Annotated in this window: 13 protein-coding genes; 10 read left to right on the top strand and 3 right to left on the bottom strand. The window is 53.0% G+C overall.

Going from position 1 to position 14,654, the window contains the following annotated elements; genetic code table 11:
* Positions 1 to 51 precede the first annotated feature (51 nt).
* The 6 genes from blaI to MKX76_RS18390 all read left to right on the top strand — a co-directional run bounded on the left by blaI (position 52) and on the right by MKX76_RS18390 (position 6,135).
* Positions 52 to 435: a penicillinase repressor BlaI gene (blaI, locus tag MKX76_RS18415; protein ID WP_040739251.1), complete on the top strand. Its 384-nt coding sequence runs from the start codon at positions 52 to 54 to the stop codon at positions 433 to 435.
* 377 nt (positions 436 to 812) lie between these two features.
* A complete protein-coding gene (bla, locus tag MKX76_RS18410) occupies positions 813 to 1,763 on the top strand; it encodes a class A beta-lactamase (RefSeq protein ID WP_007131003.1) in 951 nt (316 codons plus the stop codon).
* A 67-nt stretch (positions 1,764 to 1,830) separates the two neighbouring features.
* A complete protein-coding gene (locus MKX76_RS18405; protein ID WP_007131004.1) occupies positions 1,831 to 3,603 on the top strand; it encodes a BlaR1 family beta-lactam sensor/signal transducer in 1,773 nt (590 codons plus the stop codon).
* A gap of 411 nt (positions 3,604 to 4,014) precedes the next feature.
* Positions 4,015 to 4,266, top strand: a complete 252-nt coding sequence (locus MKX76_RS18400) for a hypothetical protein (RefSeq protein WP_007131006.1) — start codon at positions 4,015 to 4,017, stop codon at positions 4,264 to 4,266.
* Positions 4,267 to 4,459: 193 nt separating this feature from the next.
* Complete coding sequence (locus MKX76_RS18395; protein ID WP_007131007.1) at positions 4,460 to 5,281, top strand: alpha/beta hydrolase family protein; 822 nt, start codon at positions 4,460 to 4,462, stop codon at positions 5,279 to 5,281.
* A 77-nt stretch (positions 5,282 to 5,358) separates the two neighbouring features.
* A complete protein-coding gene (locus tag MKX76_RS18390) occupies positions 5,359 to 6,135 on the top strand; it encodes a DODA-type extradiol aromatic ring-opening family dioxygenase (protein ID WP_007131008.1) in 777 nt (258 codons plus the stop codon).
* A gap of 1,334 nt (positions 6,136 to 7,469) precedes the next feature.
* Here the strand turns inward: MKX76_RS18390 and MKX76_RS18385 are convergent.
* From MKX76_RS18385 to MKX76_RS18375, 3 genes are all read right to left on the bottom strand, one after another.
* The gene (locus tag MKX76_RS18385) at positions 7,470 to 8,012 is read right to left on the bottom strand and encodes a DoxX family protein (RefSeq protein ID WP_251536271.1); all 543 of its coding nucleotides are present in this window, start codon (positions 8,010 to 8,012) and stop codon (positions 7,470 to 7,472) included.
* 241 nt (positions 8,013 to 8,253) lie between these two features.
* Positions 8,254 to 8,778 (bottom strand): DoxX family protein, encoded by a 525-nt coding sequence (locus tag MKX76_RS18380; protein WP_028407130.1) that lies wholly within the window; start codon positions 8,776 to 8,778, stop codon positions 8,254 to 8,256.
* 281 nt (positions 8,779 to 9,059) lie between these two features.
* On the bottom strand, positions 9,060 to 9,599 hold the full coding sequence (locus tag MKX76_RS18375) for a DoxX family protein (RefSeq protein ID WP_007131012.1): 540 nt from the start codon (positions 9,597 to 9,599) through the stop codon (positions 9,060 to 9,062).
* A 717-nt stretch (positions 9,600 to 10,316) separates the two neighbouring features.
* On the opposite strand from MKX76_RS18375, the gene MKX76_RS18370 reads away from it, so the two are divergent.
* The 4 genes from MKX76_RS18370 to corA all read left to right on the top strand — a co-directional run bounded on the left by MKX76_RS18370 (position 10,317) and on the right by corA (position 14,524).
* Complete coding sequence (locus MKX76_RS18370; protein ID WP_445669846.1) at positions 10,317 to 11,639, top strand: DUF3048 domain-containing protein; 1,323 nt, start codon at positions 10,317 to 10,319, stop codon at positions 11,637 to 11,639.
* A gap of 213 nt (positions 11,640 to 11,852) precedes the next feature.
* On the top strand, positions 11,853 to 12,467 hold the full coding sequence (locus tag MKX76_RS18365; protein WP_028406869.1) for a DUF47 domain-containing protein: 615 nt from the start codon (positions 11,853 to 11,855) through the stop codon (positions 12,465 to 12,467).
* Between the two features lie 14 nt (positions 12,468 to 12,481).
* A complete protein-coding gene (locus MKX76_RS18360; RefSeq protein WP_007131015.1) occupies positions 12,482 to 13,462 on the top strand; it encodes an inorganic phosphate transporter in 981 nt (326 codons plus the stop codon).
* 105 nt (positions 13,463 to 13,567) lie between these two features.
* Positions 13,568 to 14,524: a magnesium/cobalt transporter CorA gene (gene corA, locus MKX76_RS18355; RefSeq protein WP_007131016.1), complete on the top strand. Its 957-nt coding sequence runs from the start codon at positions 13,568 to 13,570 to the stop codon at positions 14,522 to 14,524.
* Positions 14,525 to 14,654 lie beyond the last annotated feature (130 nt).

The raw sequence follows: 14,654 nt of genomic DNA, 5'->3' as shown, positions 1-14,654 counted from the left end.
TGGCCGCCTTCAATCTGCGGTGGAGTCAAAATGAATCGGGAAGTGATGAAAGTGCCTGAGCAAGTGCCAAAAATTTCGGAAGCGGAATGGGAAGTCATGAACGTGCTGTGGGAGAGATCTCCGCTTACCGCCAGCGAAGTCATTCAAGCATTACAGGAAAAAACCGATTGGAAGCCGAAAACAATTCGTACCTTGCTCGACCGTCTGGTCAAAAAAGAGGTGGTCGGCGTCAACCAGAATCAAAAAGTGTACACGTTCACGCCGCTGTATTCCCAGAGCGAGTGTCAGCGGGCTGAGGCGAAGTCGTTTCTTAATCGCATCTATGGCGGGACGATGAAATCGATGCTTGTTCATTTTTTCGAAGAGGAGTCGCTAACGGAAGAGGAGATCAAGGAGCTGCGTAACATGCTGAACGAGAAATCCGACAAGCGGTAACCGATGACTTTGCGCAAATAGCGGTCTAGCCGCTGCCTATCCCGGCGCGCGGTGTAATGATGACTGCCGCACGATGCTAAAGCGTCGACGCTTGGACGACAAGCCAGCGGTCGAGGATCGGAAATAGGGGATAAACGATTCATGTAAAGCCAAGGAGAGTTCGTTCTGAAGGTTGGAACGAGCTCTTTTTTATTGGAAAAATAGGGTTCAACTTGCACGACTGAGCGTTTCAAAAAGAGATCATGCGGAGCATTTGACAACAACAGATTACAAATGTAGTATAATGAAATAGATTACATTAGTAATCCAACTGATTGGAAAGGGGGACTAAGATAACATTCGCACCATCCTAGATCAAGCTGAAATGAGGATTGCATATGTTAAAAGCAAAACATTCATATCATTTTCGGACCAAGCCGAAATGGACCATAGTACCGATTGTGCTAACCGCTATACTTATGCTTGCCGGTTGTATGAAGAATGAAGCTCCAGCCGCCGAGACCGGGAAGGAGGTTCCGCCTCCGCCGTCTACCGTGGAAGCAGCAGCAACCGATCCGTTGTTTGAAAACCTGGAGAACGAATATGACGCGAGGCTCGGCGTTTACGCCATCGACACGGGATCGGGGGAGACGATCGCTTATCGGGCGGATGAGCGTTTTGCGTATACGTCGACCTTTAAGGCGCTGGCTTCGGGCGCGGTGCTTATGCAGAATTCCGTCGAGGATATCGACGAGATGATCTCCTACTCCGCTGAGGACCTTGTGACCTATTCGCCTATTACGGAGAAACATGTTTCGACGGGGATGACCCTTAGAGACATTATGGATGCAGCCATTCGCTATAGCGACAACACGGCCGGCAATCTGCTGCTTAAGCAGTTGGGCGGACCGGACGGCTTTGAGGCGGCTTTGCGGCAAATCGGCGATACGGTTATCCAGGCCGATCGTTACGAAACCGAACTGAATGAGGCTGTGCCTGGGGATGACCGTGATACAAGCACGGCACGAGCTTTAGCCACCTCGCTCAACGCTTTTGCCCTTGGCGATGTGCTTCCAGAGGATAAACAAACGATACTCACGGACATGCTGCGGGGCAACACGACGGGCGACGAGCTGATTCGCGCGGCCGTGCCCGAAGGCTGGGTCGTCGGTGATAAGACGGGGGCAGGGAGTTATGGAACGCGGAACGACATCGCCATTGTCTGGCCTCCGGAGGGCGATCCGATCGTGCTCGCGATTTTATCAAGCCGGGATGCGCAGGATGCAGACTACGACAATGCGCTGATCGCTAAGGCAGCGGAAGCTGCGCTTTCGGCCCTGAGGGATTGATTTGATATATCGCCCGGGTCATGCGATAGTGGTAGTATCTCGTTAAGGAAGAAGGGAGAGCGGCGACATGTTGTTTTCGATGCTGGTCGCAGGCTGTATCATATCTAGTATTTCCGCAGCGGGAATGATGGGCGTCAAAGCCGTGTTTCGAAAACAACTTACCGCAAGGTGGCACTACCGGATTTGGATGCTGTTATTGGTCGCGTTAACGATTCCTTTTATGCCGGGGCATTTATTTCAATTCTCATCGTGGGTTCCCGGTTTGGGCGGGCCGCAGCACCGTGACTTAGGCGCTGCCGGGGACGGGGCCGGATTGCAAGAGGCTGCTAATGCGAATATGCTGCAGGACTTCACCATCTCCGTGAACCGGGGGACGCCGGAGTTTCTGCAAACCATGACGGTAGGTATATGGTTCGCAGGCATGCTTGTTTTTGCCCTGATCATCACGCGCGCTTGGCTGAGCATCAGACGGATGAAAAAAACGGCCCGCCCCGTATCGAATGCGGATGTGCTGGCCGTATTGGAGGAGTGCAAGCGGAAGCTTCGTATCACCCGGGAAGTGATGGTGTTGGAGTCGCCGCTTGTTCAATCGCCCATGCTGGCCGGCGTGCTGAAACCTTCCCTGATGCTGCCGTCCCGGTGCATGGATTGGCTTTCCATGGATGAAATCCGATATATCTTGCTGCATGAATTAAACCATTGGAAAACGAAGGATAACGTTACGAATTACGGGATCGTGGCGTTTCAAGCGGTCTACTGGTTCAACCCGCTCATCTGGATGGCTCTGAAGCAGATGAGGCTGGATCGTGAAATCGCCTGCGATCATGCCGTGCTGCAATCCTTGGACGAACGCTTCCATAGCGATTACGGGCAAACGATTCTCCGTTTTGCGGGCCGAGCATCGCACTCCGTGCCTTTCTCGCTGGCGAGCCCCTTTGTGGGCCCGAAGAGCCCGATCCGACATCGCATCGAAACGATTGTCCGGTTTCGGGCGGACTCCAGGCGGCAAAACATCAAGAGTCTTGCGGTCGTTGCGCTTGCAGCTCTCATGGTGGCAAGCCAGCTTCCCGTCGCAGAGGCCATGAACCGGGACGATTCGCGATATGATTTTACGGGTGAACGTACCGAATACGAGGATCTGAGCGCCTATTTTTCGGATTATGAAGGAACGTTCGTGCTGTACGACCTGAATGCTGACCAATACCGCATCTATAACGAATCGCAAAGCACGCGGAGAGTGTCTCCGGACTCTACTTATAAAATCTACAGCGCTTTGTTCGGACTAGAATCAGGGGCCATTTCGGCCGAACGCTCGACCATCGAATGGAACGGCCAAAAATACCCGTACGATGCCTGGAATAGGGACCATAACCTGTTTACGGCGATGGATAGCTCGGTCAATTGGTACTTCCAAGCGATGGAGAACCGGATGGACCGGGGCGAGCTGCAGGGGTATCTCGAGCGAATCGGGTACGGGAATGCCGATCTATCCGGCAGGTCCGGGCCGTTTTGGCTGGAATCGTCATTAGCGATATCGCCGGTTGAGCAGGTTCAATTGCTGAAGGCGCTCTATACGAATCAATTTGGATTCGACGATAAGCATATCGAGACGGTGAAGCAAGCGATCCAACTGCAGGAAAGGGGCGGTGCCCGTCTGTTCGGCAAAACCGGCACAGGCACGGTCAATCATAAAAACACGAACGGTTGGTTTGTCGGTTACGTCGAGAACGAGGGCAACACTTACTTTTTTGCAACGAATATTGCGCATAAAGATCAGGCGAGCGGGAGTAGGGCGGCCGAAATTTCATTGCGGATTTTGAAGGATAAAGGCATCTACTGAAGCAGGGAATAGAAGGGGTGTTTTTTCAGTCAAGTCGCTGCTCATGAGTCGAAAAAAACGCCGCCTGATCTGCAGCTTTATCATGTCACAAGCCGTGAAGCCGCATAAACTAATTCTCGATGCTTCCAATAAAAGCAGGAACGTTGCACCTTGTATTGGACCGGATATATAACCCCCTTCAATTTCTAAGTTGAAGGGGGTTGCTTTCTATATAGAAAAGGTTTCAGCAGCGCCATGGGCGTCAAGGCCGCGAAATCCTTAAAGATCATAGCCCACCTTTTCGCAGATCCGCCGGGTTTTTTAGCATATTTGGGAGCGGGAGTATAATTCCGCCTCTCGTACTTCAAAATAATAAGCATTCAGAAATGACCATACAGGCCTCGCCGAACGGGGCGGAAGGAGGATTTTCAGATGAGTGCTTACTTTGACGAACAGTATAACAGGAATGAAACCGTATCCTCCGGATACGCCTTGGAGTTGGACCCGGACTATGCCTCCGGGGGACAAGAAGGCGCAGAACCCGCACAGGATGCAGTGCACCCGAATCGGACAGGGATGGCGGATCCGTCCCTATGGAACGACGGGGCGGATGGAGAGAGCTGGCTGAACGGCTGGGATGGCCGCGAGGAGACCCATGCGATGTTCCGCCAAAGCTATGAGTAGGACGAAGGATATAAGCCAGCATTCAGGGTGATTACCTTACACAAGCGGTAGCCGCATACCTGGGGTTCGATTTTTGTGAATTGTTGACAACCCGCGCATCACGATGCTAAGATAAGTTTAATTAATTCATATTAAACTTATCGGAATTATTATAGTATCTAAAAAGCGTCTGATTTCGCGGGGAGGAATTAGGATGGAGCGTCAAATTACGATCCGGCATCGTCAAGAGGAGCTGACAGCAACAATACATTATCCGCAGAAGGAGGCGGATGCTGGCAGCAGCCGGGTGCCGCTGATTATTATTTGCCACGGGTTTGTGGGGAGCCGCATCGGGGTTGACCGCCTGTTCGTCAAAACCGCGCGTGAACTCGCCCAAGATGGGCATATGGTCATTCGGTTCGATTATATCGGCTGCGGCGAGAGCTCGGGCAGCTACGGCAGCGAGGGGCTGGAGTCGATGATCGCCCAGACGCGGACCGTTCTGGATTATGCGCTCAGCTGCACGGATGTCGACCCCCAGCGAATTACGCTGATCGGCCACAGCCTGGGCGGCGCGGTAGCGCTCCAGACCGCCGTGCGGGACCGCCGGGTGAAAAATCTCGTGCTATGGTCAGCGGTAGGCTATCCTTTCAACGATATCGTGAAAATCACGGGCCGCGACGTATATGACACCGCCGTCAAATCGGGTGCTGCCGATTATTTGGGGTACTCGTTCACTCCGGTATTTTTCGAGTCATTGGCGCAGGGCCAGCCGTTCCAAGAGGCTCTGAAATTTACGGGCAATGTGCTGGTCATTCACGGCACCTCGGATGACATTATCCCGGTGGACTATGCTTTTCTGTATCAAAAGGTGTTCTGGATGCGCTCGGAAGGCCGGTGCGATAAGGAGATTATTTTTCAGGCGGATCACACCTATTCTGCCGGCCCGCAGCGCGAGCTGCTGCTGAAGCGAACCCGGGATTGGCTGGACGAGCAAGAGCATATTCAGCAGGAATGGCAGCATTGGAGTATTTGAGGAAGTTATTTGGCATATTGGGCAGAATAACGGTACAATAGAGTTGTCCCTTGATTTTGAAGCTGGAGGTGGCATCCATGACGTTACCTGCTCTATTTATTGCACACGGTTCGCCGATGATGGCGCTGGAGGACAACGAGTATACCCGTTTCCTCGCACGTCTGGGACGGGAACTGCCGAAGCCCCGAGGCATTGCGGTATTCTCAGCTCACTGGGATGATCCGGATCAGCGCCTGACTGACGATGCCGAGCATGGCACGATGCATGATTTTTATGGATTTCCCGAGGAGATGTACCAGATCACCTATCCGGCCAAAGGCAGCGCGGAGCTGACGAATCAGATCATGCAGCGCTTCGAGGCAGGCAATCTGCATGCCAAACCGGTTACCGGCAGGGGATTGGATCATGGGGCCTGGGTCATTTTGCGCCAAATGTATCCGGATGCGGATATCCCTGTTGTTGCCCTTTCCATCGATTCCAAGCGCTCGCCCAGCGAGCAGTACTCGATCGGCGCAATGTTGTCCGATCTCCGTGAGGACGGCATTCTTATCATCGGCAGCGGCGGCCTCGTGCACAATCTGCGGATGGTGCATCCGAGCGACGAGCCTGATGATTGGGCGGTACAGTTTGATGAATGGATAGCGGAGCAGCTGGAGACGTGGAATCTCCATCAGTTATTCGCGTATGACAAGAAAGCGCCTCATGCCCGCGAAGCCGTACCTTCTTATGGGACGGAGCATCTGGTTCCCCTGTTCTATGCGATGGGGGCTGCGGATAACGGCCGCAAGGCGGAACGGTTGTTTCAATCTTACCAATATGGCAGTTTAAGCTTGAACTGCTGGTCATTTCAATAAAAGGAGAAGCCGGGCTTGGCGATCAAGCCCGGCTTTATTGTGCTTTGGGGGCTCAAGGGGAGCGGGAGCATGAGCCGGTGCACTTGGGGGTGTCGTCCGGTCCCCCGTCTCTTCGCTCGCTTGTTGTCCGCCCTTTGCATGAATGTATATTGTGTAAAGGTAGCAAAGGACTCCCAAAGAGCGACCGCTGTCGCTGCTCCGAGACGGGGGCCCTCCCTGAGGGTGCACCGGCCCAGCTCCGTAGGGTGTAAGCCGCCCGGGAAGCACAAAAGGTGCCCGGCTTGAGAAGCTAAGCCGGGCTTTGGGTGTGGGCGGGGAAGAGGGGGGGAGCATGAGCCGGTGCACTTGGGGGTGTCGTCCGGTCCCCCGTCTCTTCGCTCGCTTGTTGTCCGCCCTTTGCCTGAATGATGATGGTATAAAGGTGGCAAAGGGCTCCCAAAGAGCGACCGCTGTCGCTGCTCCGAGACGGAGGCCCTCCCTGAGGGTGCACCGGCCCAGCTCCGTAGGGTGTAAGCCGCTCGGGAAGCACAAAAGGTGCCCGGCTTGAGAAGCCAAGCCGGGCTTTGGGTATGGGCGGGGGAGAGGGGGGAGCTGAGCCGGTGCACTTGGGGGTGTCGTCCGTTCCCCCGTCTCTTCGCTCGCTTGTTGTCCGCCCTTTGCATGAATGTATATTGTGTAAAGGTAGCAAAGGGCTCCCAAAGAGCGACCGCTGTCGCTGCTCCGAGACGGGGGCCCTCCCTGGGGGTGCACCGGCGCAGCTCCGTGGTGTGTAAGCATCACGGGAAGCACAAAGGAGCCCGGCTTGAGAAGCCAAGCCGGGCTTCGGGTGTGGGCGGGGAAGAGGGACAGTGCTGGTAGCGATGAAGGTTGCACTAGAAGAGTCTGGGCCGTTCAGGAGGAGCATCGTGTTGGTTGCTGTGAAGTTGTGAAGGAGCTTTAGGCCGGTGCACTTGGGGGTGTCGTCCGGTCCCCCGTCTCTTCGCTCGCTTGTTGTCCGCCCTTTGCATGAATGTATATTGTGTAAAGGTGGCAAAGGGCTCCCAAAGAGCGACCGCTGTCGCTGCTCCGAGACGGAGGCCCTCCCTGGGGGTGCACCGGCCCAGCTCCGTAGTGTGTAAGCATCACGGGAAGCACAAAGGAGCCCGGCTTGAGAAGCCAAGCCGGGCTTTGGGTATTGTGCGGGTGGTTATGCCATTGCTGGTGGTGGGGCGGGATGTCCAGGGGAGCTGACTGGTCGTCTGGAATTGTGTCGTTATGCTCCCTGGGCATTGTGCTCGCATATTGTCGGTACGAATTTTTCTAACTCGCCCCGTCCCTGCAGCAGTGGATGCCGGTTAAGCGGTTTGCTTTGTCAGAGGTGTTGGGGTTGTGCCGCCGTCATGGCGGGTCGTTTTGTGTGTCCATTTGTTCCACAGGCCGCGGAGGTAAGGGATTACCCAGCGGTCAAGACCGATTTTACCGGCGTTCGCTGCAGCAACCAGGATGAACATTTGCAGCAAGAGCATTTGCGCATTCGTGCTCACGGTGCCCGAGAAGAGGAACGCGGCGTTCATCACGATGCCCATGAGGGCTGCGAAGGTGGTGAAGGTCCCCAGGATCAGCCCGAGGCCGACGAGAAATTCACCGAGCGGGACCATGACGTTGAAGACCTTAACGCCCGGCAGCGCCGCGTGCTCGAGGAAGGCCGCCCACCAGCCTTGTACGGCGGGATGGTCACCGGTCGCCTTGGCGATCGCGCCTTGCAGGAAGCCTGCAGCCTCGAAGCCGCCGGTCAATTTGCCCCAGCCGGCCACCATCCATTCATAACCAATGTAGACCCGGATGAAGGTCAGCAGCCACATTGCAACTTTGTTTGTTCTCAGCCAATTGTTAAACATATCAACCACTCCTTGGGAAGATGATTTTTTATTGAGTTCATTGTTGTTGCTTGCCCTCGACCGGCTTATTGGTGTTCATCTGGTTGAGGGAGGAAGATGATCATCTCTTTCTGATTTCATTATAAGTGAAACAAATCACAATATATGTGATTAAAATCACATTCGTGATAAAAATCATAATTATATTAAAAAAAAGAAATAACCCTGCGCTCTTTGAGAGGAGCACGCAGGGTTACGTTGGCTACGCCGTTTGATTATTCATAAGAGGTTCATGATAACTGACATTCATTTTACGGGCAAACTTCCGTTTAAGGAAGGGCATAAGCCAGCGGTCCAGCCCGATCCTCCCGGCATTGGCCGCAGACAGGATGAGAAGAAATTCAAGCAGCAACAGCTGGCCGTTCGTACTGATCGAGCCGGAGAAGAGATAGGCGAAATTCATCACCAGTCCCATCAGCGCGGCAAAGGTGGTAAACGTCCCGAGGATTAAACCCAGCCCGACAAGAAACTCCCCAAGCGGGACGATGATGTTGAAGAACTTTACGCCCGGCAGCGCCGCATGCTCCAGAAAGGCCGCCCACCACCCCTGCACCGGCGGGTGCTCACCGGCTGATTTGGCGATCGCTCCTTTCATAAAGCCGCTGGCATCGAAGCCCCCCGTCAGCTTGGTCCAGCCTGCGGTCAGCCACTTATACCCGACCCATACCCGGATCATCGTCAATACCCACATTGCGATTTTGCTTGTCTGAAGCCAGCTCATCCACATCCAACACCACTCCTCCATGAATAATCATTCTATATTTTGTTTTCGGATTTTTGAGAAAATGAAAATAATTACCGCAGAAAGCGTGAACGCATCAAGGATTTTCGTTCACGCTGGGAAAGTGATTAGCAATGTATATTTTCAAAAATCCGTATTAAAATACATTATTCACTTCCACCTGGCTTATGCCTGTGCGTTTTGGAATGCGATCCGGACATACCAAAAAGTGATGAAGAACCGTGGTTCTCCATCACTTGGATGCTGCCTAATTGAGTTGCAGCCGATTAAGCCGTTTGCTTCTTGAGCGGCGTTGGCGTCGTGTCGCCATGGCGGGTCGTTTTGTGTGTCCATTTGTTCCACAGGCCGCGGAGATATGGGATTACCCAGCGGTCGAGACCGATTTTACCGGCATTCGCTGCAGCAACCAGGATGAACATTTGCAGCAATAGCATTTGTGCATTCGTGCTCACGGTGCCCGAGAAGAGGAACGCGGCGTTCATCACGATCCCCATGAGGGCGGCGAAGGTGGTGAAGGTACCCAGGATCAGCCCGAGGCCGACGAGGAATTCACCGAGCGGGACCATGACGTTGAAGACCTTTACGCCCGGCAGCGCCGCGTGCTCGAGGAAGGCCGCCCACCAGCCTTGTACAGCGGGATGGTCACCGGTCGCCTTGGCGATCGCGCCTTGCAGGAAGCCTGCAGCCTCGAAGCCGCCAGTCAATTTGCCCCAGCCGGCCACCATCCATTCGTAACCGATGTAGACCCGGATGAAGGTCAGCAACCACATTGCCACTTTGTTTGTTCTCAGCCAATTGTTAAACATATGAACCACTCCTTAATTGAGTTATTTTTCGTTTGCATTGTTGTCTGTTCATGGATGTCGTTGTTGTTAAATGGCTTACTGGTGACTTCTAATGTTTGCTTTCTTGTTGTTCACTTTCTTGCTTTGTCTTGCTTGGTGCTGTTTGGTTTAAGTGATCACCTTTCTTACACTTTCATTATACGTGAAATTATTCACAATACAATGTGATAAAAATCACAAATTTGTGAACATAGCATTCTGCCTCTGAAATACATTGCATACTGCCCTTCAAATAGGCTGAAATACGGCAGCGGCTCCTTAAATGGTTTGAAACCTTGCGCGGTCTGCCCCTAGAATCGGCTGATGAAATAAGTGAATGTTCTACTACAGGGAAAGGGAGGTAATTGTAGGGCATCAATGACAGCAGCCAAATGTTCGTGGTCCCACCCCAAGCAGGCTTGCGGAGAACTTATCAAGTTATCTCCGATAGAAAGGCTTTGCCGGAGGACGATCGAGTTATCTTCCATAGAAAGGTAGGCTTGCGGAGAACCTATCGAGTTATGAATCAACCGAGATTACAAGACTTGATCGATGAATGACCTAGAGCCAGGCGCCTTACGAACGGTTCTTTATTACAGACAAAGCGCAGCGTTTATGATTAAATGTAAATTAAAGTTGAATTGTCGGTTGGAAATTTCGGGTAATAAGTATTTGGGAGAGTCCATAGGGGGAAATGATATGCGCAGTAAACATCGACTTGGCAAATTTGCATGGAGGACAAGCTTCATGGCGATTGCGGCCGTCCTTGCATTGTCTGCTTGTGGTGGGAAGCCGCAAGCAGAGCCGGTAGAGGGACCGGAGGTACAGAGTCCGGTACAGCCTCCGGTGGAGGATGTGAAGGAGCCGGCAGCACCGGCTCCGTACAGGGCGCCTTTAACCGGGCTGGCGGTTGAGGCGCCGGTCACGCAGCGGCCGCTGGCGGTTATGATCAATAACGCGCCGGCGGCACGGCCGCAGTCGGGGCTGAGCCAAGCCGATATCGTATACGAGGTATTGGCCGAGGGCGGCATTACGCGATTGATCGGGATTTTCCAAAGCCAAGAAGGCATCGAGCAGATCGGGCCGATCCGCAGCATTCGTCCTTATCTGATCCGTCTTGGCGAGAGCTATGGCGGCGTTCTGGTTCATGCCGGCGGCAGCCCCGAGGCTTATTCGATCATTCAAAAGCAGGGGAAGCAGGATTTGGACGAAATCGGCAATGCCGGTGCTTTTTTCTGGAGATCGAAGGACCGTAAAGCGCCGCATAATCTGTATTCCAGCGACGAGAAGCTGCGTCAAGCTGCTGCTAAGATGGGCTATGATCAGCAGGTTCAGATTCCGCAATACAGCTTCCTTACGGAAGAGCCTGCAGGAGGCACGAGTGGAACGAATGGCACCGATGGCACCCCATCCTCCGGTGGAACTGCGGACGGCACGGAGGGTTCGACGCAGCAAGACGGAACGACGAATAGCGGGACACCATCTGGTGATGTTGCGGAAAATACAAGCAATGCGGAGCAATCTTCAGCATCTGCGAACAGCGCAGGCAATGCAGGACAACCGGCAGATGCCGGGAATGCAGCCAGCGAAGCGGGGTCCCAAACGGAGGCAGCCGGAGAAGCCGCGGGCAAGGTGGACATTACCTTTTTGCTGAACAGTTATGTGGTTTCCTATGAATACGATGAAGCATCGAGCACGTATAAGCGATCCATCAATGGGTCTCCCCATGTCGATCTTAACAACAATGAGCAGCTGGAAGCTGCCAATGTGATTGTGCTCGGAGCCGACCATAAAGTGCTGGATGATATAGGGCGTCTAGCCGTGGATGTAGAAACCGGGGGCGAGGCCATGCTGTTCCAACGGGGCGAGGTGATCCGGGGGCAGTGGGTCAGAGCCGCGAATGATGCGATCCGGTTCGTCAAGGACGGGGCAGAGGTGGCGCTTGTTCCGGGAACGACATATTTCAACATTGTGCCTAACTCTCCATCATTTGAGAGCCATGTGAGCATATCCAATCCATAATTCATGGGCGGCGGATAATATATCCTTATACGGGGATGTTAAGTATCAGGCATAAAGGTGTGGAGCAGGCTAGGGATGCGCTTCCTTGTTAGTTTCTTACTTTTTTGAGTGTTAGTTTTCTATACACACCCTGCGGCGGATGTGATAAGATATTCAAGGTTGTCTATCTTTTCTTTCGTTCGCGGCAATTTATCCGTAAAGGGGTTAAAGAGTATGAAAATGAAGAAAAAGGATATATTTTTCCAATGCCTGGAGAATATGGCCGACACGGTGGTTCAAGCTGCAGATTATTTTTCACAGCACGTTACCAATCTTCAGGATGTGCTAGAATTCGCCAATGAAATGAAAAAATTCGAGTCCCAATGTGATACTTATACCCATACGATCATCACGGAGCTCAACAAAACATTTATAACGCCGATCGAAAGAGACGACATCATGGACCTGGCAACCAGCATGGACGATGTGATGGACGGGCTCGAGGCCACCGCATCCCGGTTTTATATGTACCAGCTCGGACAGCCTGACGAATACATCGTGCAGTTTGCAGAAATTCTTCGTCAATCGGCCTACGAAATTCAGAAAGCCATTCATTTGCTCTCGCAGAAAAAACTTCTTGCGATCCGCGAATATACGATCCGCTTGAACGATCTGGAGAACCAGGGCGATGAGCTGCTGCGTATCTGCATTAAGGATCTGTTCGCGACCGTTTCCGATCCGATTCTGCTGATCAAGAAGAAAGAGATCTATGAGCGTCTTGAGACAACCACGGACACCTGCGAAGACGTGGCGAATATGCTGGAATCCATCATTATGCGTAACTCGTAAGGGAGTCCTGAACTATGGATATCGTAATCATTCTCGTTGTTTTCCTGGCACTCGCCTTCGACTTTATTAACGGGTTTCACGATACGGCTAATGCTATTGCTACCTCGGTATCGACCCGTGCCTTGAAGCCTCGAGTTGCCATTCTGCTTGCAGCCTCGATGAACTTCGTTGGCGCGATGCTGTTCACAGGCGTTGCCAAAACGATTGGCGGCAGCATTGCAGACCCCGCTACACTGGATAACGGAATCGAGGTTGTAATCGCGACGCTGTTGTCGGCGATTATCTGGAACCTCGTGACCTGGTGGTTCGGCTTGCCTTCATCCTCCTCGCATGCTCTGATCGGTGCATTGACCGGTGCGGTCTTCGTCGGAGCGGGTAGCGATAAGCTGAATTACGGCGGCTTTACGGATATCGTATTGGCGCTTGTCCTTTCGCCGATCATCGCATTTGTGGTCGGTTATCTGGTGATGCAGCTGCTGAAAGTCATCTTCGCAAAACGCAGTCCGCACACCGTGAATAAGGGCTTCCGCACGATGCAGATCTTTACGGCTGCGCTCCAATCCTTCACGCACGGCACGAACGATGCGCAGAAGGCGATGGGGATCATTACGTTCGCTCTCGTGACTTCCGGTCATCTCTCGGAGATGGAAGTTCCGTTCTGGGTTAAGCTGGCGGCTGCAACCGCGATGGCATTGGGAACCTCGATCGGCGGCTGGAAGATCATCAAGACGATGGGAACAAAAATTTTCAAAATCGAGCCGATTAACGGATTCGCCGCAGACTTCTCGGCAGCCTCTGTTATTTTCTCGGCGACACTGCTTCACTTGCCGATCAGTACGACCCATGCGATTACATCGGCAATTCTCGGCGTAGGCTCGGCGAAACGCTTCTCCGCCGTGAAATGGTCCCTGGCAGGGCGAATTGTCGTAACCTGGTTCATCACGATTCCGATTACGGCTGTGCTGGCGGGACTTATCTTTAAAATTTTCTTCTAGACCAATACTTACTTACAGATAGATAACGGATAGATGTGGAGCCAATCAGCATACGATTGGCTTTTTTTAATAGACGATTACATATCTGCAGAAGGGAGGACGCCTATGATTCGCACGTTGGCCATCACGCCGAGCTATGAGCCGGTGCTGGGACTGTCGCTGGCCGAGATGAATATGGCGGAATACGCCTGGGTCTGGGTGGATTTCAGCGAACCGACGCCGGAGGAGGCGCGGATGCTGGAGACGTATTTTCATTTTCACCCGCTGGCCATTGAGGATTGCCTGCATTTTCTGCAGCGTCCCAAGCTGGATTATTACGATGAAATGCAGTTCTTCGTCCTGCATGCACTGCATCCGGATACGCTCCAGGCGGTGGAGGTGGATCTGTTCCTCGCGCCAAGGCTCGTCGTGTCGTTCCACCAGCAAAATCTGCCGGAGGTAAATGATGCATGGGACCGGGTCGTGGAGGCTGCCAGGAAGGGAGCGGTTGGCGAGGATGGCCCCAGCTTCACCGCTTATACGATTATGGATAAGATGGTGGATCAATATTTCCCGAGCTTGTACGCGATTGAGGACGAGCTGGCGGATCTGGAGAATGAAGGTGAACGGGAGTCGGTGGAGGAGCTGATGAATCAGGTGTTTGCCCTTCGGTCACGGCTGCTTCGCCTCCGGCGGACGGTTGTGCCGATGCGGGATCTGCTCTATCGGATTATCAACTCCCAGCATATGAAGCATCATGTGCACCTTGCTTATTTTTCCGATATCTACGACCACCTGCTCAAGCTGTCCGACATGATCGAGACCAACCGCGAGATGACGGCGGATCTTCGCGACAGTTACATTTCCGTAAATTCGAACCGGATGAATCAAATCATGAAGACGCTGACCGTGATCACCACGATCTTCATGCCGCTGACGCTGATTGCGGGCATTTATGGCATGAATTTTGAGGTGATGCCGGAGCTGCAATGGAGGTATGGTTACTTTGCCGTGCTGGTTCTGATGTTCCTGCTCGGCGGCGGCATGGTGATGTGGTTTATACGCAGGGGCTGGTTTAAATAGTGTTATTTTCTGGATGATATTCCGGGTTAACAAAAAGAGTGTAAGAGAAGAACTGCGCCGGGTGACAAGCTTACAATTGCTTGAGACAAGCCGAAAGACGGAATCTTAGGCTGTGTATGTGACCCTTGAT

The organism is Paenibacillus sp. FSL R5-0810, assembly GCF_038002285.1.
Lineage (GTDB): Bacteria > Bacillota > Bacilli > Paenibacillales > Paenibacillaceae > Paenibacillus_AQ > Paenibacillus_AQ lactis.
The sequence above is the reverse complement of the archived record's forward strand: the minus strand, read 5'-3'. Positions and strand labels throughout refer to the sequence as shown.